This window comes from Nocardia sp. NPDC101769 (genome assembly GCF_044766925.1).
Taxonomy (GTDB): domain Bacteria; phylum Actinomycetota; class Actinomycetes; order Mycobacteriales; family Mycobacteriaceae; genus Nocardia.
In genome coordinates this window covers 106,993-131,304 of sequence record NZ_JBIWMX010000026.1, presented here as the reverse complement: position 1 = coordinate 131,304, position 24,312 = coordinate 106,993, and the positions used below count along the sequence as shown (strand labels likewise).

Sequence of the window (24,312 nt, the reverse complement as noted above, 5' to 3'; positions counted from 1 at the left end):
GTGCGCGAGTACAGAGGTAGTAATGAGCAGGAACTGGTCCGGGTCGCGTGGATTCCGGGTGTTGGTGGGTGTGGCGGCGGCGACCGTGGTGGCGGGGCTCTTGTCGGCGTGCGGGAACGGGTCGTCGGACGGCAAGTCGGACACCGTGTATTTCGGGGTGTCGGGCCCGAAGACGGGCGGGTCGGCCGAGTACGGGCGGCTCTGGCAGCAGGGCTTCGACCTGGCCCTGGACGAGATCAATGCGGCGGGCGGGATCGACGGCAAGAAGGTCGCGCTGAAATGGGAGGATTCGCAGTCGGATCCGAAGCAGACGGTGCCGATCGCCACCAAGTTCGTGGGCGACAAGTCCATCATTGCCGAGCTCGGCGACTTCTCCTCGCCCGCCTCCATCGCGGCCTCGCCGGTGTACAACCGCGGCAAGCTGGTGCAGTACGGGTTCACCAACTCCTCGGTGGATTTCACCAAGGCAGGCGACTACTCGTGGAGCCCCTCCATCACGCTGGATGTGTACATGGAGCGCAATGCCGAGTGGGTGCGGTCGAAGGCGAAGAAGGTCTCCGTCGTCTACCTCGAAACCGACTGGGGCAAGCAGGCTTTCAAATTCTTCGAGCAGTTCGCCAAGGAGAAGGGCATCGAGATCGCCTACTCCTCGGCCATCCTGCCGGATTCGCAGGACTTCCGGCCGGTGCTGATCAAGGGCCGCGACGCCAACGCGGACGCCTTCGTGCACCTCGGCTACGGCCCGGACGGCGCGCTGGTGGTCAAGCAGCTGCGTGATGTCGGGTTCACCGGGCAGCTCTTCGCCGGCCAGAACACCCCGCAGTTCATCGATCTGGCGGGCGCGGCGGCCGAGGGCGACATCGTCAACGGTGTCTTCACGCCGTCGGATCCGAGCCCGAAGATCCAGAGCTTCGTCACCAAGTTCCGCGCCAAGTTCGACACCGACCCCGGCGATTTCAACGTCTACGCCTACGACGCGCTGAATGTGCTGGTGAAGGCCGCCAAGACCGGCGGCGCCACCCGAGAGGGCGTGCTGAAGGGCCTGCGTGAGATCAAGGACTTCGACGGAATCGGCCTGGGCACCTTCGTATTCGATCAGCAGACGCGGCGGCCCAGCGGCGTGAAGCCGATCGAGCTGGAGCTGCGCAGCGGCAAATTCGTGCCGGTCGGAAGCGCCAAATAGATGTTGGACACGCTCATCGCGGGTCTGGTGCACGGTAATGCGTACGCGCTCATCGCCGTGGGCATCACCCTCATCTTCGGGGTCGGCAATGTCATCAACTTCGCACACGGCTCGATCTTCGCGTTCGGTTCGGTGCTGGGCTGGTGGCTGATCGCCCAGCACGGCGTGCCCTGGTGGGCCGCGCTGGTCATCGTGGTGGCGGCGACGGCGCTGGTCGGTGTCGCCATCGACATCCTGGCGGTGCGGCCGCTGCGGCGAGCCCCGGCCATCGCCGCGCTGCTGGCGACGGTGGCGGTCGGGCTGATCATCGAGAACGTGGTCGCCCTGGTGTTCGGGCCCGACACCCGGCCCTTCCCACAGGTATTGCCCACCAACAACTTCCGGGTCGGCGGGGTGCGGTTCGGCACCTCCGATGTGGTCATGTTCGCCCTCACCCTCACGGTGATGGCGGGACTCTGGGCCTTCCTGCGCTACAGCCGCCACGGCCTGGCCATTCGCGCCACCGCGCAGGACCCGGACGCCGCCGCACAGATGGGCATCGGCGTGGGCCGGGTGCAGTCGCTGGCCTTCGCCATCGCCTCCGGACTGGGTGGGCTGGCAGGCGTCTTCGTCGGCCTCTACAACTCGAACATCTCGCCGACCAGCGGCGGCATCGTCGGCATGACCGGGTTCGTGGCCGCCACCATCGGCGGGCTGGGGTCGATTCCGGGCGCGGTCCTCGGCGGTTTCGTGCTCGGGCTGGTGGAGGCGTTCGGCATCTACTGGTTCGGTGACGGCTATCGGGATCTGATCACCTTCGGCCTGCTGGTGCTCTTCCTGGTGCTGCGGCCCGGCGGCCTGCTCGCCCGGCCGCCCGCTATCGAATACGAGCCCATGACCGGCACCTTCCTCGGGTCGGGGCGGGAACCACGGGTGCGCTGGTGGCATGCGCTGATCGCGTTCGCCGTTGCGGGCGTGGCGATTCCGCTGATCGCGGACGACTACGGCATCTCGGTGGGCACCCAGATCCTGGCCTACGCCATCATCGCGGTCTCCATGACGCTGGTGGCCGGGTCGGCGGGACAGCTGGCCATCGGGCAGGCGGGTCCCATCGCCATCGGCGCGTACACCTCCGCGGTGCTGACGGTGTCGCACGGCTGGGCCTTCCTGCCCGCCATCGTGGCCGCGGGCCTCGTCGCGGCCGTGGCCTCGTCGGTGCTGGCCGCGCCGCTGTGGCGGCTGGGCGGGCACTATGTGGCCATCGCGACGCTGGGCATCGGCATCGTGACGGTGGCGATCATCCGCAACTGGGAGCCGGTGACGCGCGGCAGCTACGGTATCTTCGGGATCCCCGCGCCCAGCCTGTTCGGATACGAATTCACCACGCACACCCAGATTTTCCGGCTGGAGCTGGTGGTGCTGGCCATCGTGCTGGCGGTCATCGTCGGCGTGCAGCGGTCCCGGCTGGGGATCGCCATCCGGGCCATCGGAGCCGACGAGGTGGCCGCCCGCTCGGCGGGGGTGCCGGTGCGCGACTACAAGGCGCTGGCCTTCGCGGTGGCGGCGTTCTTCTCCGGCATCGGCGGCGCGCTGCTGGCCCACCAGTACTCCTACATCGACCCGACGGTCTTCAACCTGCCCATGTCGCTGCTGGTGGTGACCATCCTGGTGCTGGGCGGCACCGCCTCGCCGTACGGCGCGGTGCTGGGCGCGGTGGTGCTGATCGGGGTGCCGGAGCTGCTGCGGCTGGCGCCATCGTGGCGAATCGTGTTGTACGGCTTGATATTGCTGCTGGTGGTGCGGTTCCGGCCGCAGGGAGTTCTGGTGAGGAGGAATCGTGTCCCGGTCAACGCCTGATGTGCTCACGGTCACCGGTCTGCGACGCTCGTTCGGCGGTGTGCGGGCCGTGGATTTGGTCGAATTCTCCATCGCGCCCGGTGAATTCGTCTCGATCATCGGGCCCAACGGGTCCGGGAAGTCGACGACGGTCAATCTGATCTCCGGTGTGCTGAAGCCGGATGCCGGGGCAGTCCTGGTGCACGGCACCAGGATTCGCCCCGGTCGCCCGGAGGCGGCTGCCGCGGCGGGGATCGCACGGACCTTCCAGAACGGCCGCGTGTTCGGCAATATGACCGTCCGCGAGAACGTCGATGTGGGCCTGCAGCCCACGCTGCGCGCCGCGCGGCCACTGCGCATGCTGGCGAATGTGCCGGTGCTGAAATGGATTTCGCTGCTCGCCGAGCTGGCAGTGGCGCTGGTGCCGACACCGGCGGCGCGGGCCGAGCGGCGGGCGTCGGCCGCACGCATCGACGCCCAGCTCGCGCGGTTCTCCGAACGTCTGGTGCCGCGCGCCGACCATCCGACCTACACGCTGTCCTACGCCAATCGCCGCCGCACCGAGATCGCGCGGGCGCTCGCCGCGGAACCCGGCCTGCTGCTCCTCGACGAGCCCGCCGCCGGCATGAACCAGACCGAGACCGCCGAAATCGGCAGACAGCTGGCCGAATTGAAGGCCCAGGGCCAGACGGTGCTGCTGGTCGAACACAAGATGGACCTGGTCCACGAACTGTCCGACCGGGTACTCGTGCTCGACGAGGGGCGCATCATCGCCCAGGGCACGCCCGCCGAGGTGCTGGCGGATCCGCGCGTCATCGAGGCCTACCTCGGGCGCAGCCGGGCCGGCGGCAAGGTCGGCGCGGATGTCTGAGTTCGACGAGAACGCCACGCCGATCCTCGAATTCGACCGGGTGGTGGTGCACTACGGCTCGTCCCGGGCCCTCGACGAGGTCTCCCTGCGGGTGCGGCCCGGCGAGATCGTCTCGCTGTTGGGCGGCAATGCCTCGGGCAAGTCGACCACCATGAAAACCGCGCTCGGCCTGCTGAAACCGTCCTCCGGCACGGTGCGCGTCGACGGCACGGACGTGAGTACGACGCCCCCGTCGGCGCGCATCCGAGCGGGGCTGGCCTCGGTCCCGGAGGCCCGGCGCGTCTTCCCGGCCATGACCGTCGAGGAGAACCTCTTCGTCGGCGGCTACATCCGCAGGGAGCGCCGCGCGGTGCTGGCCGCGCGCGCCGCCGAGCTATTCGGCCACTTCCCGCGCCTGGCCGAGCGGCGCGCCCAGCGGGCGGGCACGCTCTCCGGCGGCGAGCAGCAGATGCTGGCCTTCGCCCGCGCGCTCATGAGCAAACCGCGCCTCATCTGCATGGACGAGCCCACCATGGGATTGTCGCCACTGTTCGTGGATCGGGTACTGGAGGAGATCGCCCGGCTCAATCGGGAGCTGGGCCTGGCCATCCTGATCGTCGAGCAGCAGGCGGAGCTGGCCCTGAGCATCGCGCACACCGCCAATGTGCTGCGCAGCGGGCGGATCGTGCTGCACGGCCCGGCCGCGGAACTCGTCGGCGATCCGGCGGTGCGCGACGCCTACCTCGGAAAGGTGACCACATGACCCCGCAACGGCTCGGCTTCTTCACCCGCCTGGTCCGCTCCGATCCGGCGGAGGACGCGGGCACGGTGTACCGGCAGGCCCTCGAGCAGATCGGGCTGGCCGAACGGCTCGGCTACGACACCGCCTGGGTGGCGCAGCATCACCTGGATCCGGCCGAGGGCGGGTTGCCGTCCCCGTTCGTTTTCCTCGCCCACGCGGCCGCCCGCTTCCCGCGCATCCGCTTCGGGACCGCGATCGTGACGCTGGCCCTGGAGGATCCGATCCGGGTCGCCGAGGACGCGGCGGTGCTGGACGAGCTGTCGGGCGGGCGGCTCGAGCTGGGCTTCGGCGCGGGCGGGTCGCGGCACGCCTTCGACCTGTTCGACCTGGCCGGCGCGGATCGGCAGCTGGTGTACGCGAGCAAACTGGCGCGGGTGACCGCGGCCCTGGACGGTACGCCGCTGGTCGGTGACCGTGGGTTGAACCCGCCCGCCGCGGGGCTGCGTCGCCGCCTGTGGCAGGCCACCTTCTCGGCCGGGGGCGCGGCCCGGACCGGGCGGGCCGGTGACGGACTGCTGCTGTCGAAGGCCCAGCCGCGTGATCCGGCCGCGCCGGCCGCCACCCTCTGGCAGATCCAGCAACCGCTGGTCGACGCCTACCTCGACGCGTTGCCCGCGGGCGTCGAACCGCGAATCGGCGCGTCCCGGGGCGTTTTCGTGGCCGACGACCACGACGAGGCGGTCGCCCTCGCCGAGCGCGGCGCGGCCCGGTTCCTGGATCAGCTCGGCCGCAACGGCGGACCCGAAGTGGCGGAATTCGTCGGCGAAGTGCTGCGCGACATCTACGTCGGCACCCCGGACGAGGTGGTGGCGCAGCTGTCGGAGGACGCGGCGCTGCGGCATGCCACCGACTTCATCGTGCAGGCGCATCCGGTCGACCCGGGTCACGCCGCCACCCTGCGCTCCATCGAACTCATCGCCACCAAGGTCGCGCCGCAACTGGGTTGGCGACCCGACGAAAGGACCACCCGGTGACCGAGGCACCCCCCGCCTATGACGACACGCCGCCTGCCGCAACGGAAGTGGCCGGAGAGAGTGTTTCCGATGCGGCCGGCCCGGCCGGCTCGCGCGGCGGCGCAGTGGGCCGCCGCGCCGATGTCATCGATGCCGTGCTGGGTGCGCGGGCCGAATCGGTGCGCGCCGTGCGCGCGACACGCCCGGAGGTAATCCAACATTCGCAGGGGGCATTCGAGGCGCTGCTCGACGGCCCGGCCACCGCGAGCGTCGGACGGGAGCGGCTGATCGCGGCGGCGGTCGCCGTCGCCGAGCTGGCCGGCGCGCCGGAGCTGGCCGCGCACTACGCGGCGCTGGGAACCACTCCGGCGGAGGGCGATCCGGTGCTGGCGGCCATCCTGCGGCACGCCGCCCGGGTGACCTCCGCGCCGGCGTCCATTGCCCGCGCGGACATCGACGCGCTGGCCGCGGCCGGCCTGTCCGAGCGCGACATCGTGACGGTGGCGCAGCTCATCGGGTTCGTGCACTTCCAGGTCCGGCTGCTGGCCGGGCTGCGACTGATCGGAGCGGATGATGAGTGAGTCCGGGCGCGAGGTGCGCAGTGTCGAGATATCGCGGCGGCCAAGGGGATTCACCCAGGAGCAGCTGGACTGGGTGCCGTGGGTGGAACCCATCGTGCTGGCCGATGCCGATGAGTTGCAGCGCCCCCTGCTCGAGGGTGACCGGGGTGTCGGCCCCTACTTCCGGCTACTCGCGCGCAATGCCGAGGTGCTGGCGCAGCGCAGCGCGAATGACCGAGCGATCTTCTACGGTCGAGGGGGATTGATCCGCGCCGAGCGCGAACTCGCGGCGACCGTTACCTCCCGGCACAACGGGTGTGAGTACTGCGCATCCGTTCATTCGCGTTTCACTTCTGCGCTGTCCAAGCGTGTCGCGGATGTGCAGCGGTTGCTGGACGAGGGCAATGAGGTGCGGATCGACGAAAGATGGGACGCCGTCATCGATTTCGTGGACGCGCTGGCCGCCAATCCGCCGCGCGCGTCCGCCGATCATCTGAAGCGGCTGCGAGAGCTGGGTTTCGACTCCGCCGAGCTGCACGATCTGGTGCTGTCCGCCGCCTCGTTCTCGTGGGCCAACCGGCTCATGCTCACTCTGGGCGAGCCGGAGGTCCCGGCCTGATCTAGGGCTTTCTCAAAAAAATTCTAGAAAGTTCATGGGAAATCTTCCCTGCGTGGGCGCCGGATCGGTATCGTGCCGAGGGCAAACAGTCAGTGAAGGCGCTGGCACTCCGGCGGATCGGAGCACCACCTTGGCGAACTTCCTTTCGGATGTTCTCGTTCAGGCCATTCTCGAGCTGCCGGCAACCGGCTCTTCGTGCGTTTCCGCCAAGTAGCCACGCGAGCGCCATCTTTCGGCTACTGCGCGGAAGCCGGGGTGATCTGGAAGGGCCTGATCTCCGACGAGAGGATCGGGTCCTTTTTATGCCCGTGTCGGCGGGTTTCGTGCCCGGTGTCGGCGGGTGGCGCGCTGGGTACTCCGCTCGCATCGGGCGCTCCCGCCCTGGTCCGGCCGGGCATCGCGAGCGTTCGACAAATTAATTCTAGAAAGATCCTCGAAAAGTATTCCGTCCAGTTCGGCTGCTCTGTATCGTGTTGAACGGCAAACGATCAGTGACTTTCGGGTCAATGCGACATCGGGCCGCGAGTCTCTCCCCCCGGACCCGCGTCCCGAACCCGGGACGGTTCCCCTGCCTATACCCACCGTCCCGGGTGCGCCGCCCGGCCCGAAGTCACTGAGCCATCTTTCGGCTATCGCGCGGTAAGTCGAAGGTTCAAACGAAGGGCCCGATCCATGACGAGGGGATCGGGCCCTTCGGTATTGTCTGGCGCAATGTCACAGGAAACGAACGCGGGAAGAATGTACGCCGGGCAGCCCGTAGAAGACCGGCAGCGGCAGCGTCGTGCGCGTTTTCTGGAGTCCGGGCTCACGGTGTTCGCGCGCGATGGATACGCCAATAGTTCTGTCGGGGCCATCTGCAAGGACGCCGGTCTCTCCTCGAGACAGTTCTACGAGGAGTTCACCGGACGCGAATCGCTCTTGCTCGAGCTCTACGAGCAGATCGATCGCGAATCCCGGGAAGCCGTGGCGGCCACCATCGCCGAGCACTCCGACGCCAGCGCCATCGACATCATCGACGCCGCCGTACGCGCCTATATCGAGTCCATCGGGCGCGATCCGCGCAAGGCCAGGGTCGCGCTCGTCGAAGTCGTCGGGGCGGGACCCAAGGTGGAGAAGTTCCGCCTGGAACTGCGGCGCGCCTGGGGCGCGCTGCTGGCCAGCGCCGCCGAGGATGCCGCCCTGCACGGTGAAATCCCGCCCGGTGACTACGAAATGCGGGTGCTCGCCATCATCGGCGCCGTGAACTACGTGGTGGACGCCTGGAGCGGTTCGGAACCGCGCCAGCCGCTCGACGACGTGATCCGGGTGCTGCGCCGCATCATCATGGGCGCCGTCAGCGCCTGACCCGGCCCGAACCTCCGTCAACCGACTCGATTTCGCGCCCGTCCGCTGCCTCGCGGACGGGCGCGACCTTTGCGGGTAGCGTGCCGGTCATGGAGACCGTGCCCATCCAGATGCCCGACGGGACCACGGTGCCGGTGCGCTTGATACCGGCGAAAGGCCCGCACCGGCATCCGATTACGGCCGACAGTCCCCGGCCGGTGGTGGTGATCGCGCCGGGCCTGGGTGTCCCGGGGGAGTACTACTCACTGTTCGGGAAGCCATTGGCGGACCGGGGTTTCGATGTGGCGCTGCTGGAGATCCGCGGAAACGGCGAGAGCAGGCCGAAACCCGGTGTCCCGAGCACCCACGGCTATCAGGAACTCGTGGCGGTCGACTTCCCCGCCATGTTCGAGGTGGTCCGCGAGCGGTTCCCCGGCAGCACGCCATACCTGCTGGGGCACAGCATGGGTGGCCAGCTCGGCGTCATGTACGCCTCCCGGATCCGCGGGCGGCTGGGCGGATTGATCCTCATCGCCGCGGGCACGCCGCATTTCCGCGGCTACACGGGCATGGCCGCGCTGGGCAGCGCGGCGCTGTCACTGACCGCCAATCTGGCCGGGTTCTGGCCCGGCGACACCATCACCGCGGGCGGCTTCGGACGGCAGTCGAAGGCGCTCATCGCCGACTGGGCGCGCTTGGCCCGCACCGGCCGATTCCAGCCCGCCGGAGCCGATATCGACTACGAGGAGCGCATCGGGCGGTTGAAATTGCCGGTCCTGTCGATCACCATGACCGGCGACGAGCTGACCCCGCGCGGGTCGGCGCGGCAGCTGCTCGCCAAGCTGTCCGAGGCCGACATCACCACCTGGCACAATCCGGACCCGCTCGGGCACAACGGCTGGATCAGCGATCCCGAGTCCACCCTCGACTATGTCGAAAAGTGGCTCCGGGACCGCTGATTCGTGGGCCGATTCAGAGGGTGCGCGACCGCGGCGCGGTCATCTTCTCCGGGCTCAGCAGCTCGTCGAGCTCGTCCTTGCTCAGGGCGCTGCGCTCCAGCACCAGGTCGTAGACGCTGCCGCCGGTCCGCAACGCCTCCTTGGCGATCGCCGCCGACTGCTCGTAGCCGAGCTTGGGCACCAGCGCGGTCACCAGCCCGATGCTGTGCGCTACCAGATCCCGGCAGTGGTCCCGGTTGGCGGTGATGCCGGTGATGCAGCGGCTGGTCAGGGTGATGGCCGCGTTGCGCAGCATCATCAGGCCCATCAGCAGGTCGTAGGCCATGATCGGTTCGGCCATGTTCAGTTCCAGCTGGCTGGCCTCGGCGGCCATGGTGACGGTCATGTCGTAGCCGATGAGCTGGAAGCAGACCTGGTTCACCACCTCCGGGATGACCGGGTTGACCTTGCCGGGCATGATCGACGAACCCGGTTGCACCGCGGGCAGATTGATCTCGCCCAGGCCGGCGCGCGGGCCGCTGGAGAGCAGCCGCAGGTCGTTGCAGATCTTGGACAGCTGGACCGCCGCGCGCTTGAGGGTGCCCGACACCGCCACGAAATCGCCCGAGTCCTGGGTTGCTTCGACCAGGTTCTCGGCCTGGCGGATGGGTAGCCCGGTGATCTCGGCGAGATTCCGGGTGACCAGGTCCGCGTAGCCGGGCGGGCTGGTGATGCCAGTGCCGATGGCCGTGCCGCCCATGTTCACCGCGAGCAGGTCCTGCCCGATGCGCTGCAGATGCCTGATGGCCTCGCCGATCATGACCGCGTACGCGCCGAACTCCTGGCCCAGGGTCATGGGGACGGCGTCCTGCAGCTGGGTGCGGCCCATCTTGATGACGTCGCCGAATTCGACCGCCTTGGCCCGCAGGGCATTCCGCAGTTCCGCCAGCGCCGCGGCGGCGTCCTGCAGTGACAGGTACACGCCGAGCTTCACCGCGGTGGGGTAGACGTCATTGGTGGACTGGGAGCAGTTCACGTCGTCGTTGGGGTGCAGGTAGCGGTACTCGCCCTTGCGATGCCCCATCAGCTCGAGGCCGCGGTTGGCGATGACCTCGTTGGCGTTCATATTGGTCGAGGTGCCCGCGCCGCCCTGCACCATGTCGACCATGAAGTCCTCGCACAGGCGCTGAGCGGTGGAGCCGCCGGACTCCAGCAGCTCGTCGCAGGCCCCGATGATGGCCGTCGCCTTCTCCTGCGTGATCGCCCCCAGCTCCGCGTTCGCCAGTGCCGCGGCCTTTTTCACGTAGGCCAGTGCGGACACCAGGTGCCCGAACCGGCGCAGCTTCACGCCCGAGATCGGGAAGTTCTCCATCGCGCGCAGGGTCTGCACGCCGTAGTACGCCTCGGCGGGCAGTTCCCGGGTGCCGAGCGAATCGTGTTCGGTGCGAATGCCGCCCAGCGGCTGCTGGGCCGCGATCGCCGCCGCCAGGCGTTCGGAGACGCTGCGCATGCGGTGCGCGATGAGCTGGGCGACGCGGGCGACGATGCGGTAGTAGCGATCCGGATGCAGCTCGGCCAGCTCCCGCAGGGTGGCGTGCGGGACCGCGAGCACTACCGCACCGTCGCGGGTGCGGCCGGTGGCGGTGTGCAGGGAGTCGTCCACCAGCGCGACCTCGGAGACCAGGCTGCCGGGACCCAGGCGCGCGAGTTGGACCTCGTGGCCGGTGAGGCCGGAGATGATCTGGATCTCGCCCTCGACCACGATGCCTGCCCACTCCCGCGGCGTGGCCTCGTGGAACAGGGTTGAGCCGGCCGGATATTCGCGCCGCTCGGCGGTGGCGGTGAAGGACCGGACGTCGTCCGGATCGAGCCCGGTGGCGGTGGCGGTGCTCTCGATCAGCTCGTCCAGTTGGTCCATGTCGGCTCCCGGGCGTCAGTCCATCAGCTGCTGGGTGAAGAACTCGTAGATTATCGCCGCCTGGAAGGCGGACTGCTTGTTGTCCGCCGCGCCGCCGTGGCCGCCCTCGATGTTCTCGTAGTACCAGACGTTGTGGCCCTCGGATGCCAAGCGCGCGGCCATCTTTCGTGCATGGCCGGGGTGCACGCGGTCGTCGCGGGTGGAGGTGGTGAGCAGGATCGGCGGATACTGCCGGTCCGGGCTGGTGTTCTGGTACGGCGAGTACTTCGCGAGGTACTCCCACTCCTCCGGCCTGTCCGGGTCGCCGTACTCGGCCATCCAGGACGCGCCCGCCAGCAGCAGGTGGTAGCGCTTCATGTCCAGCAGCGGCACCTGGCACACGATGGCCCCGAACAGCTCCGGGTACCGGGTCAGCATGACGCCCATGAGCAGGCCGCCATTACTGCCGCCCACCGCGCCCAACTGCCCGGGCGTGGTGATGCCGCGCGCCACCAGATCCTGCGCCACGGCCGCGAAATCCTCGAAGGCCTTGTGCCGGTTGGCCTTCAGCACCGAGGTGTGCCATTCCGGACCGTATTCGCCGCCACCGCGGATATTGGTCATGACGTAGGTGCCGCCGCGCTCCAGCCAGCCCATGCCCACCATGCCGCTGTAGCTGGGGGTGCGGGAGACCTCGAACCCGCCGTAACCGGACATCACGGTCGGGCCCGGGGAGCCCTGGCGATCGCGGTGGCGAATCACGAAATACGGGATCCGGGTGCCGTCGTCGGACTGCGCGAAGAACTGCTCGGTCACGATGCCGTCGGCGTCGAAGAAACTCGGCTCCTGCTTCAGCACCTCCACGCTGCCGCCCACCGACCCCGACATCAGTGTGGTCGGGCGGGTGAAACCACTGGTGGAGAGCATGAATTCGTCGCCGCCCTCGAGGCGGTCCAGGTTCATGATGCTGGTGCTGGCCATGGCCGGGGTATCGGCCAGCGGCTCGCGGGCCCAGCCGTCGGGCCCGGGGGTGAGCACGTACAGCTTGGTTTGCACGTCCTCCAGCGTGACCAGCAGCAGGTGGTTCTCGGTCCAGCCGTAGCCGTGCAGCGCGGTGTGCGCGTCGGGGGTGAACAGGACCTCGAAATCGCGTGCGCCGGAGAGGAATGCCTCGAAGTCGGCCGCCAGCAGCGCACCGGCCGGATAGCTGGCGCCGTTCACCTCCCACGGCGACTTCAGCCGCACCAGCAGCCACCGCTTGTACCAGGTCTCGGTGGCGTCGGTGGGCACGTCGATGAACCGCAGCGTGCCGTCGGACTCCAGTAGGTAGACCTCTTCGTTGAAGAAGTCGGTGGCGCGGCTCAGGAAGTGCCGCTCGTAGCCGGGGGTGCGGTCGTAGCCCGAGGAGACGGCCACATCGGTGACCTCGCCCTCGTACACGAATTCCGCCGCCTCCAGCGGGGTTCCGCGCCGCCAGCGCTTCACCACCCGCGGATAGCCCGAATCGGTCAGCGAGCCGGGGCCGAAATCGGTTCCCACGTACAGGGTGTCGTGATCGATCCAGGCGAAGTCCGACTTGGCCTCGGGTAGGTGGAAGCCGCCGTCCTCGGGCGCGATGAAAGCCTTCGCCTCGATATCGAATTCGCGGACCACCTTGGCGTCCGCGCCGCCGCGCGAGAGGCTGATGAGCGCGCGCCGCTGCTCCGGCCGCTTCACCGCCGCACCGCCCCAGACCCAGTTCTCGCCCTCGGCCGCCGCCAGCGCGTCGAGGTCGATGAGGATCTCCCACTCCGGATCGTCCTTGGCGTACTCGGCGAAGGTGGTGCGCCGCCACAGGCCCTTCGGATGCTCACGGTCGCGCCAGTAGTTGTAGAGCCAGGGGCCGCGCCGGCCCGGATAGGCGATGCGGGTGTCGGTGTCGAGCATGGCGAGCACGCGCGCCTCGAGGTCACTGAAGCGCTCCGAGGACGCGAACCGCTCCCTGGACACCGCATTACGTTCTTCCGCCCAGGTCAGGGCGCGCTCGCTCTCGACCTCTTCGAGCCACAGGTAGGGATCCGTCACGCCCTCTCCAACACCGGTCATGCCCACATTGTTGCCCAGGCACGCGTTCGCCGGTCGCGAACGTATTGCCGGGCACTGCGCCGCGCGGTCAGTAGGATTGCTGTTTCGATACCGATCGGATCCAGGAGGCCTCGGCGTGTCGCATGAGCCCCGGCTGTGGGAACAGCACTGCTGCCTGCCGCTGCTGCCGACCGCGGACCTCGCCGACCTGACGCGATACCCGCTGGGCTCGTATCTCTCGGTGAACATCGGCTATGCGCCGCAATCCACTCGCGAGTCGCTCGAGCTGGTCACCCAGTTCCGCCGAGATGCCTTGACCGACGGGCGATTCCGTCTGGTGCACAGCATCGAGGACGCGTGGCCGCAGGTCCCCACCGAGGACACCGACGCCACCCTGGCGCTGGCCTTCGACCTCGAGGACTCCGGGCCGCTGGAGGGCGATCTCGACAATGTCGAGCTGTTCTACGAACTGGGCCTGCGGTCGCTGCTGCCCACCTACAACCACGCGAATGCCGCCGGCGGCGGATGTCTCGACACCGACGGCACCGGGCTCACCCGTTATGGACGGGACCTGATTCGCAAGCTGAACGAGGTCGGGGTGTTCGCCGACGGCTCGCACTGCTCGCGCCGCACCGGCCTGGACATCGCCGAGACCACGACGGTTCCCATGATCTACAGCCACTCGAATTTCGCGACGCTGTGGGCACATCCGCGCAATATCGGCGACGATCAGGCCAAGGTGTGCGCGGCCACCGGCGGCGTGATCGGCATCAACGGGGTCGGCATCTTCCTGGGCCGCAACGAGCCCGCCGACCGGGCCGGGCGCATCGAGGCCATGGCAGACCACATCGCCTACGGGGCGGAACTGGTCGGCATCGAGCACATCGGGGTCGGCTCCGACTACTCCTTCGACGCCGACGATTTCAACCGCGAGCTGGCCAAGAATCCCGAGAGCTTCTCCGAGGAGTATCTGCGCTACGGCCAATTGCAGTGGGTGCCGCCGGACGACCTGCTCGGCGCGTCGGGAGTGCCGGGTCTGGATGAGGTGCTGGCCGCGCGCGGCTTCTCCGAATCCGACCGCGCGGCCGTGTTCGGCGGCAATTTCGCGCGCGTGGCCCAGCGGGTCTGGCGTGATTAGAGCAGGTCTGGCGGACTGATCGGTCGCTTCCAGGCCGGACGGGCGTGACCTCTCTCACGTGTTCCCCGTCTCACGCGGGCGGGGGATGGCTGAGTGAGGCCCCGACAACAGGTCTAGTCTCGAAGCCGTGACTTCCCACTACGATGTCGTCGTTCTCGGCGCTGGTCCCGGCGGTTACGTCGCCGCGATCCGTGCCGCTCAACTCGGCCTGCGAACAGCGATCGTCGAGCAGAAATACTGGGGTGGCGTGTGCCTGAACGTGGGCTGCATTCCGTCCAAGGCACTGCTGCGCAATGCGGAGCTGGCTCATATCTTCACCAAGGAAGCGAAGACCTTCGGCATCTCGGGTAACGCGACCTTCGACTTCGGCGCGGCGTTCGACCGCAGCCGCAAGGTCGCGGACGGCCGGGTCAAGGGCGTCCACTTCCTGATGAAGAAGAACAAGATCGACGAGTTCGACGGCAAGGGCACCTTCACCGGCCCGAAGTCGCTCTCGGTCGCGCTCACCAAGGGCGGCACCGAGGACATCACGTTCGACAACGTGATCATCGCCGCGGGCACCGAGACCAAGCTGCTGCCGGGCACCTCGCTGTCCGCGAACGTGGTCACCTACGAGGAGCAGATCCTCACCCGTGATCTGCCGGGCTCCATCCTCATCGTGGGTGCGGGCGCCATCGGCATGGAGTTCGCCTACGTCCTCAAGAACTACGGTGTGGACGTGCGCATCGTCGAATTCCTCGACCGCGCACTGCCGAACGAGGACGCCGACATCTCCAAGGAGATCACCAAGGCGTACAAGAAGCTCGGCATCGCCATCACCACCAGTGCGGCCGTGCAGTCCATCGAGGACGACGGGTCCAAGGTCACCGTGTCGATCAAGGACAACAAGTCCGGCGCGATCGAGACCGTCACCGTGGACAAGGTGCTGCAGGCCGTCGGCTTCGCGCCGCGCGTGCAGGGCTACGGCCTGGAGAACACCGGCGTGCAGCTCACCGACCGCGGCGCCATCGCGATCGACGAGTACATGCGTACCAACGTCCCCGGCATCTACGCCATCGGTGACGTCACCGCCCTGCTGCAGCTCGCGCATGTCGCCGAGGCGCAGGGTGTGGTCGCGGCCGAGACCATCGCGGGCGCGGAGACCATGTCGCTGGGCGACTACCGCATGATGCCGCGCGCCACCTTCTGCCAGCCGCAGGTCGCCTCCTTCGGTCTCACCGAGCAGCAGGCACGCGACGAGGGCTACGACGTCAAGGTCGCGACCTTCCCGTTCACCGCCAACGGCAAGGCGCACGGCCTCGGTGACGCGCAGGGCTTCGTCAAGCTCATCTCCGACGCCAAGTACGGCGAGCTCGTCGGCGGCCACCTCATCGGCCCCGACGTCTCCGAACTGCTGCCGGAACTGACCCTGGCCCAGAAGTGGGATCTCACGGTCAACGAACTGGCCCGCAATGTGCACACCCACCCGACCCTGTCGGAAGCCCTCCAGGAAGCGATCCACGGCCTCGCCGGCCACATGATCAACTTCTAGCTCTCGAAGACTCTCGGGGGCTTCGCCCCCGAACCCCCAAGGGAGTTCGGGAGCCTGCCCCCGAACTCCGAAGTGGGGGCGAGTCTCACGAATCTCAGGGTTCTGTCGCCGTATCCCTGAAGCGGCCCGGTGCTAGCGATTTCCGCTGGCACCGGGCCGCTTTCGTTTTTCCAGCGGTCAGTCCGCCAAGTGCAGGCGGCGGTGGAGGGCGTAGACGCGGTCGGTCAGCTCCGGGAAGGGGCCGGAGACGGGGATGCCCGGGGCCACCTCTTGGATGGCAAGGGGGCGGATGGGGCCCGCGGGGACGCCGAACTCGTTGAGCCACCCCGTGAGCTGGGCGGTCGAGGCCGCGTAGACGATGCGGCCCAGGCCGACCCAGGCGTGGGCGGCCGAGCACATGGCGCAGTGTTCGCCGGAGGTGTAGACCGTGGCCGTCGCCCGGTCCTCGGGGGCGAGGTGCTCGGCGGCCCAGCGGGCCAGCTCGAATTCGGGGTGGCGGGTGGCGTCGCCGCCCGAGACGCGGTTGCGGTCCTCGGCCAGCACCGTGCCGTCCGCGCCGACCAGCAGTGACCCGAACGGCTCATCGCCCGCGTCCAGGGCCTCGGCGGCCAGCTCCACGCAGCGTTCGAGATAGTTCAGGTCGATGTCGGCGGACATGCGGCTCCTTACGTGCGGTGGTAGGCGGTCTGGGCCGCTTCGATCTTCGCGATATTGGATTCGAGGATGTCGATGAGGCCGACGAGCTGGTCGGCCACCTGCGCGCCGAGGTCGGTGAGGGTGTACTCGACGACCGGCGGGATGGATTGCTGGACTTCGCGATTGACCATGCCGTCGCGTTCCAGGGTCTGCAGGGTCTGGGAGAGCATGCGCTCGGAGATGCCGTCCACGCGGCGGCGCAACGCCGAGAACCGGTAGGGGCCCTCGCGCAGTGCGGCCAGGGCGAGCACGCCCCAGCGGCTGGCGACGTCTTGCAGGACCGGGCGCGAGGAGCAGTTGCGGGCGAAGACGTCGGCTTCCAGGGTGGGGTCGTCCGGGTAGGACCGGTCGGGAGGCCGAGCGTTCATGAGGTTCAGGTTACCTGTGATTCGGGTAGCGGTTCTGGAATAGTATGTGCTTACTATTAGTTAGTACATGTCAGCACCGCAGTTCATTCCCTGAAACCTGGAGGTAGTCATGACCGTCGCAGTCACCGGAGCAAGTGGACAGCTGGGTCGCCTGGTCGTCGAGGCGCTGTTGAAGGACGGATCGCAGCCGGTGGTGGCGGTGGTCCGCGATCCCGCCAAGGTGGCTGATCTGGCCGCGCGGGGTGTCGACGTGCGGGTGGCGAGCTATGACGATCCGGACGCGCTCGAGCGCGCCTTCCAGGGCGTCGACCGCGTGCTGCTGGTCTCCGGCAACGAGTTCGGTAAGCGCGTCGCCCAGCACACCAACGTGCTGCGCGCGGCCGAGCGGGCGGGTGTGAAACTGCTGGCCTACAGCAGCATTCCGCAGGCCGGCCGCAATCCGCTGATCCTGGCCCAGGAGCACATCGGCACCGAGGCCGCGCTGGCCGGGGCGAGCATTCCGACCGTGCTGCTGCGCAACGGCTGGTACTGGGAGAACTACACCGGCGGCCTGGCGCACGCCATCGAGACAGGTGTGCTCTACGGCGCGGCGGGCGAGGGCAAGGTATCCGGCGCGGCCCGCGCCGATTACGCCGAGGCCGCCGCCCGCGTCCTCACCACCGACGGCCACGAGGGCAAGGTCTACGAACTCGGCGGCGACGAGACGCTCTCGTATGCCGAACTGGCGCAGGTGATCTCGGAGGTGGCCGGTAAGCCGGTCCGCTACCAGGACCTGCCGCAGGCCGACTACGCCGCGGCGCTGGAGGGCGCGGGTCTGGACGCCGGCTATGCCGCCGCCCTGGCCGATGCCGACGCCGGTATCGCCGACGGCATCCTGGCCGTCGACTCCGGTGATCTGCAGCGGCTGCTGGGCCGCCCGTCGACCCCGGTCGCCGAGGTCTTCCGGGCCGCGCTGAGCTGATCGGGGCTGAATCGAGCTCGGGGACCGGCAGGCTCAGTACCAGTTGTGGGCCTGCCAGAAGTCCCAGGCGGCATTCGGGCTGCCGTAGCGCGTGACCATGTACCGGTAGGCCCAGCGCAGCTGGGTGATCGGGTTGAACATCCAGTCCGGGCCCTCGCTGAACATCTTGTGCGCGGGGAGGGCCTGGGCCAGCCCGTAGGCGCCGGAGGTCGGGTTGATGGCGAAGACCTGCCAGTCGCTCTCGTGCGTGATGATCTGATTGAACGATCCCCACTGGTCCGCGGGCACGATGAAACGCGCCAGTGTCTGCAAAGCCGGTTTGGCGAATCGCTGGGCCGTCCCGACCAGCTGCAGCAGGGACGCCGGGTCCACCGGCAGAGCAGCCGGGAACGCGGATTGGGCAATGGGGTCGGCGATTTCGGTGCGCGCGTCGGCGGTGCCGACGGCGACGGTGAGCGGGGCGAGAGCGGCCACGAGCAGTCCGAGGACGGTGGCTCGGAGCGGACGCTTGTCGAGAATGGGCAACGCCTGGTCCTTCCGTGTCGTTCACGAAAAAACAGACCCACATGTCTTCAGTCAGGAACCGACCGTACGCCCTGCCGTTTCGCGGGAGGGGTGAGCGACACGCGGTGAAATGGCTGATCGGAGTGAGGACGGCGTCAGCGCGCCCGGCCGAGCAGCAGTTCGCGCTCGGTCTCGTTGGCTGTCAGTTCGGCCGCGCGTCGAAAGGCCGTCCGCGCCTCGGCATCCCGGCCCAGCCGGGACAGCAGATCCCCGCGCACCGCGTGCAGCAGGTGGTAGTCGTCGAGAGCGCCGGTCTCGACGATCGCGTCGATGAGCTCCAGCCCGGCGGCCGGTCCGTGCACCATGGCCACCGCGACCGCACGGTTCAACTCCACGATCGGCGACGGAAACCGTTGCGCCAGCACCGCGTACAGTCCGGCGATGCGCCGCCAGTCGGTCTCGGCGGCGGTGGGGGCGACGGCGTGCACGGAGGCGATGGCGGCCTGGAGTGCGTAGCGCCCGGGCGGAAGGTCCCGCATCCGGTTCAGCGTGTGCGCGCGGCCCAGAGCGGTCAGGCCGCGTTCGATCGAGAGCCGATTCCACCGGGACCGGTCCTGATCCGGCAGCAGCACCAGCGCGTTGTCCGCGTCACTGCGGGCGGTGGTGCGGGAAGCCTGCAGTTCGAGCAGGGCCGCCAGCCCGTACGCCTCCGGCTCCTCGGGCAGCAGCCCGGTGAGGATGCGTGCCAGACGCAGTGCGTCCTCACACAATTCGGCCCGGACCCAGCGCTCGCCGGAGGTGGCGGTATAGCCCTCGTTGAAGATCAGGTAGATGACCTCGAGCACGGAGTCCAGGCGCGCGGCCAGCTCCGCGCCCGCGGGCACCTCGTAGGGAATCCGTTTGGCCGCGATGGTGCGCTTGGCGCGCACGATGCGTTGCGCCACGGTCGATTCCGGGACCAGATGGGCCCGCGCGATCTCGGCCGTGGTCAGGCCGCCCACCATGCGCAGGGTGAGCGCCGCCCGCGCTGGGGGCGAGAGCGCCGGATGGCAGGCGGTGAAGATCATGCGCAGCAGGTCATCCGCGATGGCCGGTTCCGGTTCGCCGGGCGGCTGCTCGGCCGTGAGCGTCTCACGGCCGAGCACCTCCAGTTTCCGCGCGAAGTTCACGTCGCGCCGAATGCGGTCCACCGCACGGTGTTTCGCCGTCAGCATGAGCCAGCCGCCCGGATTCGGCGGGACGCCGTCGCGAGGCCACTGTTCCAGCGCCGCCACATGGGCGTCCTGCGCGAGCTCCTCGGCAGTGGCGATATCACCGACCAGGCGGGTCAGGCCCGCCACCAGACGCGGCCATTCGATGCGCCAGGCCGCCTCCACGGCCCGGCGCGCCCGCTCCTGCTGCGGATTCAGTTCTGGCCGTCCAGCTGTCGCACCTCGACCTCGATGTCCCACTCCGGCCCGTGCACCCGCAGGAACCGGGACGCCCACTCGGCCGCCTCCTCCGGCGAACGGGTCTGCAAGACCATGTATCCGCCGATGATCTCCTTGGATTCGGTGTACGGCCCGTCCACGACGGTCTGCACGCCGCCGGCCTGCCGGATCCGGGTGCCCTCCTCGACCGGGCGCAGACCCGCCGTGTCGAGCAGCACGCCCGCCTTGGTCATCTCCTCGATGATCTCGTTGACCTTGGCGATCAGGTCATCTCCGGGCCCCTCCTCGGGCATCTGGGCGGGATCCAGGCGAATCAGTGCCAGGTATCGCATTGCTCAATCCTCTCGCTGGGCGACTGCATAGCGGACATAGAGGGCGCCACCGTCGAACGACTTCGATTCCAGCAGGTTCAGATTCAGTTCGGTCTTGTCCCGGAACATAGGGGTGCCGGAGCCGATTGTCACCGGATGGATGACGATGCGGTATTCGTCGATGAGCCCGGCGTCGGCGAACCAGTGCACCAGGGTCGGGCTGCCGTAGATGACCAGCGCGCCGCCGTCTTCCGCCCGCAGTTCCGCGATGCGCGCCGCCCCGTCGCTGTCGATGATCCGGGTGTTCAGCCAGCCGGCCGACTCGAGCGTGGTCGAGAAGACGATCTTGTCGATATTCGTGACCCATTCGGCGTGTTCGAGATCGTGCGCCGTGGCCTCCGGGTTGTCCGGAACGCTCGACCAGTGATCGCGCATGCCCTGGAAGGTCTTGCGGCCGTAGATCGTCGTACCGATATCGGCCCGGATGTGCTCGTCGTGGAAGGCGGCGAGGTCCGGACTGTAGGCGCCGAATGTCCATTCCAGTCCGAGCTCGGTGCGCGAGGCCGCGAAGCCGTCGAGGGTCATGTGCTCGAAAGCCACCACTTTTCGCATCGAATTCCTCTCGTCGAAGTGCCGGGCCGCCGTTCGGCCCTCGACTACTCCTCGAACGGGCCCGGCCGGAATCGACACGTTCGACGGAGGAATTTTTCAGCGGGTTTCGGTCAGACCCACTGGACCAGTTGGATGACGATCCCATTGGGGTCGAGGGCCTGGAAGTAGCGCTCGCCCCACGGCTCGGTCTCGATGTGGGTCACGATCGGCACGCCTTCGCGTTGGACGCGGGCGTATTCGGCGTCGATGTCGTCCACGACGAACACCACCAGCAGGCCCTCGCCCGCGCTGCCCGCGATGCGGTCCGGCTTGAAGCTGCGAAGGCCGGTGCGCAGGTAGATGACGTCGAATCCGGCGTCCGGCCGGGTCACGTTGACGAAGCCGTCGGCCGACATCTTCTCGGCGAAGCCGAAGTGGTCGATGAGGAAGCTGGCCGAGGCGATCGGGTCGGGCACGTTCAGGGAGATCGCGGATGCGGTGATGGTGGTCATGAGGCCTCCTAGGTGGTGCCGATCAACGCTGTACTAAGTACACTGTACTTTGTACGTAAATTCTCGACGGGCTGCAAAGTGACGACTGTCACATCGATACGATCAGCGGCGGAGGTGACGCGAATGGCCGGACGAAGCGGGGAACGCAGCAGCGCCGGGGACCCGGTGCGCACGCTGGAACTGCTGTGGCGCGAGCCCGGATCCGGCGGTTCGGCGCGCGGGCCCAAGCAGCGCACCACCCTCGACGCCGTCATCGCGGCCGCGCTGGAGATCGCCGACGGCGAGGGGCTGGGCGCGCTCACCATGCGGTCGGTGGCGGCCAAGCTGGGCATCACGCCCATGGCCACCTACACCTACGTGCCGGGTAAGGCCGAACTGCTGGACCTCATGCTCGACACCGTCTACCAGCGCATGCCCCGTCACGATCTCACCGGAATGCCCTGGCGGGAACGGGTTTCCACGATCGCCGCCGAGAATCGCGCCCTGCTGGCCGAGCATCCTTGGGTGGCCTACCTGCCGACCACGCGGCCGCCGCTGGGTCCCGGCGTGGCCGCGAAATACGATCACGAGCTGTGCGCGTTCGACGGGCTCGGCCTCGGTGATCTGGAGATGGACGCCGCGCTCACCTATGTGCTGGGCTTCGTGACCTCGACCGCGCAGCTTGCCATCGACACCGCGCGGGCCGCGACCGAGAGCGGGCACTCCGATCGCGAGTGGTGGGAGCGGGCGGCCCCGCTGCTGGCGCGGGTCTTCGACGCCCGCCGCTATCCCCTGGCGGCCCGGATCGGAGCGGTCGCGGGGCAGGCCCACGACAGCGCCTACAGCGCGGACCACGCCTACGAGTTCGGGCTGGACCGGGTCCTGGACGGATTGGCCGCGCTGATCGAAAACCGCAGGCCCTGAGCGCGGCCGGCCGGTTCGGGCGATACGCGCAAGAGAGACCGATCGGGACGATGGTCTCAATATCGCCGCGCGGACCGGGCGATCGCGGGCAGAATTCCACCCATGCCGCGATCAACCCCGGCAATCGTCGCCGTCGAAACCTTCAGTCGGGCAGCGCAGCCGGTGCTCCCGATGGGAGACGGGCTGGTGCTGCGGCCGTGGCTGCGCCGGGACGGGCCCGAGGTGTATGCGGCCTTCCAGGATCCGGCCATTCGGCGCTGGCATGTGCGCACCGCGGACACCGTGGAGGAGGCCGGGGAGTGGGTGGACTCCTGGGTGCGCACGTGGAGCGGTGGCACCGTGGCCAGTTGGGCTGTCGCCGATGGCCGCAGCGGCCGGCTGATGGGCCGGGCCTCGCTGCACCACATGGAACTCGGGCACGGTGAGGCCCAGCTGGCGTACTGGGTGGTCCCCGCGGTGCGCGGCCGCGGCATCGCCCCGCGCGCGGTGGAGGCGCTGGTCGGCTGGGCCTTCGAGGTGGCCGGATTCCACCGCCTGGAATTACGGCATTCCGTTCATAACGCCCAATCCTGCCGGGTGGCACACAAATCCGGCTTCGTGCTCGAGGGCATCAATCGCAGCGCGGGCCTGCACGACGACGGCTGGCACGACATGCACCTGCACGCCCGCATCCAGCCCGCCCGCCCCGCCGAACCCGCCTACGCGCATTCCATCCCGCACGCCGAGACCGTTCCCGAAGCCGCCACCCAGCCGGTCCACCGCCTGCGCCGCTGACCCACGCCAGCGGCCGCGGCCGGACGCGCGACTAGTGGTCGGTTTGGATACGGAGGGTGGTGATGGTGCTGGCCAGGCCCTCGTATTGGTTGGTGAGCAGGACGATTTCGATGAGGCGGCGCTCGTCGTAATGGTCGGCGAGGGATTGCCAGGTGGCGTCGTCGAGGTCGCGGGTGGTGACCAGCCGATCCACGGCGGTGAGCAGCGCCCGCTCCTTGGCGGACCACCCGGCGGCGGCCGGGCCCTCCCGGAGGCGGTCCAGGATTTCGGCGGTGACGCCCGCGCGGCGGCCCAGCCGGATGTGATGGTCCGTCTCGTACTCGCATTGACGCAGGTGGGCGACGCGCAGGATGACCAGTTCGGACTCGTACCGGCGCAGCTTGCCGCCCGGCATGAGGCGGCCGGAGAAGTGCAGCCATCCCCGGAACAGGCCGCCGGTGCGGCCCAGCGTACTGAACAGATGCGCGTCCTCTGTGCCCGCGGCACGCGAAAGCGCCTGCCAGACAACCCAGTTCACCGGACCGAGCTCCCGCAGGCGACCAGGAGCGATGCGTGGCTTCGTCGACACCATTCCCCCAGTCAACACCCTGTCTGAGCCACTCGCCAGACCGACGGCCCGGCGCGGCGCGGATCGGGTCACTCGCGGACCGCCTGGGCGAGTTTGGTGAGCTCCAGTGCGCGGCGCGCGCGGGTGAGGACGTGCGCTCGGGAGCTGGTGAGGTGGGCCAGCAGGGTACGCAGGGCGGTGTCCAGATCTCCCGCGAGCAGGTGCTCGGCAAGGGCGATGTGGTCCTCGGCCATCGCGGCGATCCGCCCGGGCGTGGGCATGTCCAGGGCTCGCACCGGCCGCACCCGGGCGTGCACCGTCGAGAGTGCGTCGGCCAGTGCGGAATTGCCGGCGGCCAGCAGGAGTGTGGTGTGGAATCGTTCGTCGGCGGCGATGAGTTCGGCCCCGGGTTCGGGCGGATGCTCGCGCACGCGCCGCCAGATGTCGAGCTCCCGCTCGACTGCACCCATGTCGTGCAGTGTGACCGCGGGTCGACTCGTGGGTCCGGGAGCCCGGGCGGTGATCGCATCGACCGGAGCGGTCGGTGCGGTGGGAACCGGCTCGGTCGCATAGGTGTACGCACCGAGTTCGCCCGTGTCGGTGGGTGACCCGGACGGTCTGGGGTGGGCGACAACGACCGGAGGCACGGCGGCTGCCGGCGGCTCCGAAGGCACGGTCGCTACCGGGCGCTCCGGGAGAACAGCCGCGGCCAGCGGCTCCGGGAGCTCCGCCACAGTGGCCTGCAGTCGTTGGATTCCTCTGGCCTCCAGGACTATTCGGAGTTCGTAGAGGTCCCCGAGTTCGTCGACCCGGGGGCGGTACGGGTAGAGGCCGTCGGTGTGGCGTTCCAGCAGGCCGTCGGCGAGGAGCCGGGCCAGCGCCTCGCGGACCGGGGTGCGGGAGACGCCGTAGGTCTCGGCGAGGCGTTCCTCGCCGAGACGCTCGGTCGGTACCAGCATCCCGGCCGCGAGATCGCGCTGCAGGGATCGATAGACCCGCTCGGACAACGGAATACGCCCCCTGCGCGCGTTCACGGACTGTC

25 protein-coding genes and 2 pseudogenes are annotated in these 24,312 nt (G+C 68.7%); 14 read left to right on the top strand and 13 right to left on the bottom strand.

The window, feature by feature from the left end; translation table 11 throughout:
• Positions 1-22 precede the first annotated feature (22 nt).
• The 9 genes from ACIRRA_RS32785 (at position 23) to ACIRRA_RS32745 (ending at position 9,064) form a co-directional block, all read left to right on the top strand.
• Positions 23-1,183: an ABC transporter substrate-binding protein gene (locus tag ACIRRA_RS32785; protein ID WP_402776293.1), complete on the top strand. Its 1,161-nt coding sequence runs from the start codon at positions 23-25 to the stop codon at positions 1,181-1,183.
• On the top strand, positions 1,184-3,019 hold the full coding sequence (locus tag ACIRRA_RS32780) for an ABC transporter permease (RefSeq protein WP_402776290.1): 1,836 nt from the start codon (positions 1,184-1,186) through the stop codon (positions 3,017-3,019).
• Positions 3,000-3,869 (top strand): ABC transporter ATP-binding protein, encoded by an 870-nt coding sequence (locus ACIRRA_RS32775; protein ID WP_402776287.1) that lies wholly within the window; start codon positions 3,000-3,002, stop codon positions 3,867-3,869. Before ACIRRA_RS32780 ends, ACIRRA_RS32775 begins: the two co-directional genes overlap by 20 nt.
• A complete protein-coding gene (locus ACIRRA_RS32770; protein ID WP_402776284.1) occupies positions 3,862-4,611 on the top strand; it encodes an ABC transporter ATP-binding protein in 750 nt (249 codons plus the stop codon). The genes ACIRRA_RS32775 and ACIRRA_RS32770 overlap by 8 nt, the downstream gene beginning before the upstream one ends.
• The gene (locus ACIRRA_RS32765; RefSeq protein ID WP_402776281.1) at positions 4,608-5,624 is read left to right on the top strand and encodes an LLM class flavin-dependent oxidoreductase; all 1,017 of its coding nucleotides are present in this window, start codon (positions 4,608-4,610) and stop codon (positions 5,622-5,624) included. The genes ACIRRA_RS32770 and ACIRRA_RS32765 overlap by 4 nt, the downstream gene beginning before the upstream one ends.
• A complete protein-coding gene (locus tag ACIRRA_RS32760) occupies positions 5,621-6,184 on the top strand; it encodes a hypothetical protein (RefSeq protein WP_402776278.1) in 564 nt (187 codons plus the stop codon). The genes ACIRRA_RS32765 and ACIRRA_RS32760 overlap by 4 nt, the downstream gene beginning before the upstream one ends.
• Positions 6,177-6,782, top strand: coding sequence for a peroxidase-related enzyme (locus ACIRRA_RS32755; protein ID WP_402776275.1), 606 nt, complete (start codon positions 6,177-6,179; stop codon positions 6,780-6,782). Before ACIRRA_RS32760 ends, ACIRRA_RS32755 begins: the two co-directional genes overlap by 8 nt.
• Positions 6,783-7,493: 711 nt before the next feature.
• Complete coding sequence (locus ACIRRA_RS32750) at positions 7,494-8,126, top strand: TetR/AcrR family transcriptional regulator (RefSeq protein ID WP_245550798.1); 633 nt, start codon at positions 7,494-7,496, stop codon at positions 8,124-8,126.
• 89 nt (positions 8,127-8,215) lie between these two features.
• Complete coding sequence (locus ACIRRA_RS32745) at positions 8,216-9,064, top strand: alpha/beta fold hydrolase (protein ID WP_402776271.1); 849 nt, start codon at positions 8,216-8,218, stop codon at positions 9,062-9,064.
• A 13-nt stretch (positions 9,065-9,077) separates the two neighbouring features.
• Here ACIRRA_RS32745 and ACIRRA_RS32740 read toward each other — a convergent pair whose 3' ends face one another.
• From ACIRRA_RS32740 to ACIRRA_RS32730, 3 genes and pseudogenes are all read right to left on the bottom strand, one after another.
• Positions 9,078-10,553, bottom strand: coding sequence for an aspartate ammonia-lyase (locus ACIRRA_RS32740; protein ID WP_402776344.1), 1,476 nt, complete (start codon positions 10,551-10,553; stop codon positions 9,078-9,080).
• Positions 10,554-10,625: 72 nt separating this feature from the next.
• Positions 10,626-10,961: pseudogene (locus ACIRRA_RS32735) on the bottom strand (cyclic nucleotide-binding domain-containing protein); the annotation flags it as partial.
• A 15-nt stretch (positions 10,962-10,976) separates the two neighbouring features.
• On the bottom strand, positions 10,977-13,025 hold the full coding sequence (locus ACIRRA_RS32730) for a prolyl oligopeptidase family protein (RefSeq protein ID WP_402776269.1): 2,049 nt from the start codon (positions 13,023-13,025) through the stop codon (positions 10,977-10,979).
• Between the two features lie 115 nt (positions 13,026-13,140).
• Here ACIRRA_RS32730 and ACIRRA_RS32725 point away from each other — a divergent pair, with 115 nt between their 5' ends.
• Positions 13,141-14,142 (top strand): dipeptidase, encoded by a 1,002-nt coding sequence (locus tag ACIRRA_RS32725; protein WP_402776266.1) that lies wholly within the window; start codon positions 13,141-13,143, stop codon positions 14,140-14,142.
• A gap of 127 nt (positions 14,143-14,269) precedes the next feature.
• Positions 14,270-15,673, top strand: coding sequence for a dihydrolipoyl dehydrogenase (lpdA, locus tag ACIRRA_RS32720; protein WP_402776263.1), 1,404 nt, complete (start codon positions 14,270-14,272; stop codon positions 15,671-15,673).
• Between the two features lie 177 nt (positions 15,674-15,850).
• On the opposite strand, the gene ACIRRA_RS32715 is transcribed toward lpdA, so the two are convergent.
• Together ACIRRA_RS32715 and ACIRRA_RS32710 are read right to left on the bottom strand one after the other, a co-directional pair.
• Positions 15,851-16,330, bottom strand: coding sequence for a nucleoside deaminase (locus ACIRRA_RS32715; protein ID WP_402776260.1), 480 nt, complete (start codon positions 16,328-16,330; stop codon positions 15,851-15,853).
• An 8-nt stretch (positions 16,331-16,338) separates the two neighbouring features.
• On the bottom strand, positions 16,339-16,737 hold the full coding sequence (locus ACIRRA_RS32710) for a winged helix-turn-helix transcriptional regulator (RefSeq protein WP_402776258.1): 399 nt from the start codon (positions 16,735-16,737) through the stop codon (positions 16,339-16,341).
• A gap of 109 nt (positions 16,738-16,846) precedes the next feature.
• Here ACIRRA_RS32710 and ACIRRA_RS32705 point away from each other — a divergent pair, with 109 nt between their 5' ends.
• Complete coding sequence (locus ACIRRA_RS32705; protein WP_357006402.1) at positions 16,847-17,698, top strand: SDR family oxidoreductase; 852 nt, start codon at positions 16,847-16,849, stop codon at positions 17,696-17,698.
• A 33-nt stretch (positions 17,699-17,731) separates the two neighbouring features.
• Here ACIRRA_RS32705 and ACIRRA_RS32700 read toward each other — a convergent pair whose 3' ends face one another.
• The 5 genes from ACIRRA_RS32700 to ACIRRA_RS32680 form a co-directional block, all read right to left on the bottom strand.
• Positions 17,732-18,223: a transglycosylase SLT domain-containing protein gene (locus ACIRRA_RS32700; protein WP_402776255.1), complete on the bottom strand. Its 492-nt coding sequence runs from the start codon at positions 18,221-18,223 to the stop codon at positions 17,732-17,734.
• 134 nt (positions 18,224-18,357) lie between these two features.
• Positions 18,358-19,578 carry an RNA polymerase sigma factor gene (locus tag ACIRRA_RS32695; protein ID WP_402776252.1) on the bottom strand — a complete coding sequence of 407 codons (1,221 nt, stop codon included), beginning with the start codon at positions 19,576-19,578 and terminating at the stop codon, positions 18,358-18,360.
• Between the two features lie 29 nt (positions 19,579-19,607).
• Positions 19,608-19,964 (bottom strand): YciI family protein, encoded by a 357-nt coding sequence (locus ACIRRA_RS32690; RefSeq protein WP_402776249.1) that lies wholly within the window; start codon positions 19,962-19,964, stop codon positions 19,608-19,610.
• Between the two features lie 3 nt (positions 19,965-19,967).
• Positions 19,968-20,555 carry a dihydrofolate reductase family protein gene (locus ACIRRA_RS32685; protein WP_402776246.1) on the bottom strand — a complete coding sequence of 196 codons (588 nt, stop codon included), beginning with the start codon at positions 20,553-20,555 and terminating at the stop codon, positions 19,968-19,970.
• Between the two features lie 110 nt (positions 20,556-20,665).
• Complete coding sequence (locus ACIRRA_RS32680) at positions 20,666-21,046, bottom strand: VOC family protein (protein WP_402776245.1); 381 nt, start codon at positions 21,044-21,046, stop codon at positions 20,666-20,668.
• A 123-nt stretch (positions 21,047-21,169) separates the two neighbouring features.
• Between ACIRRA_RS32680 and ACIRRA_RS32675 the strand changes: the two genes are divergently transcribed.
• Together ACIRRA_RS32675 and ACIRRA_RS32670 are read left to right on the top strand one after the other, a co-directional pair.
• Positions 21,170-21,949 carry a TetR/AcrR family transcriptional regulator gene (locus ACIRRA_RS32675; RefSeq protein WP_402776242.1) on the top strand — a complete coding sequence of 260 codons (780 nt, stop codon included), beginning with the start codon at positions 21,170-21,172 and terminating at the stop codon, positions 21,947-21,949.
• Positions 21,950-22,051: 102 nt separating this feature from the next.
• The gene (locus ACIRRA_RS32670) at positions 22,052-22,723 is read left to right on the top strand and encodes a GNAT family N-acetyltransferase (protein ID WP_402776239.1); all 672 of its coding nucleotides are present in this window, start codon (positions 22,052-22,054) and stop codon (positions 22,721-22,723) included.
• A 31-nt stretch (positions 22,724-22,754) separates the two neighbouring features.
• Here the strand turns inward: ACIRRA_RS32670 and ACIRRA_RS32665 are convergent, their stop codons facing one another.
• The 3 genes and pseudogenes from ACIRRA_RS32665 to ACIRRA_RS32655 all read right to left on the bottom strand — a co-directional run.
• Positions 22,755-23,294: a carboxymuconolactone decarboxylase family protein gene (locus ACIRRA_RS32665; RefSeq protein ID WP_402776236.1), complete on the bottom strand. Its 540-nt coding sequence runs from the start codon at positions 23,292-23,294 to the stop codon at positions 22,755-22,757.
• 65 nt (positions 23,295-23,359) lie between these two features.
• Positions 23,360-24,004 (bottom strand): FCD domain-containing protein, encoded by a 645-nt coding sequence (locus ACIRRA_RS32660; protein ID WP_402776342.1) that lies wholly within the window; start codon positions 24,002-24,004, stop codon positions 23,360-23,362.
• A pseudogene (locus ACIRRA_RS32655) lies at positions 23,984-24,304 on the bottom strand (GntR family transcriptional regulator); the annotation flags it as partial. The gene ACIRRA_RS32660 and the pseudogene ACIRRA_RS32655, both read right to left, overlap by 21 nt.
• Positions 24,305-24,312: the final 8 nt, after the last annotated feature.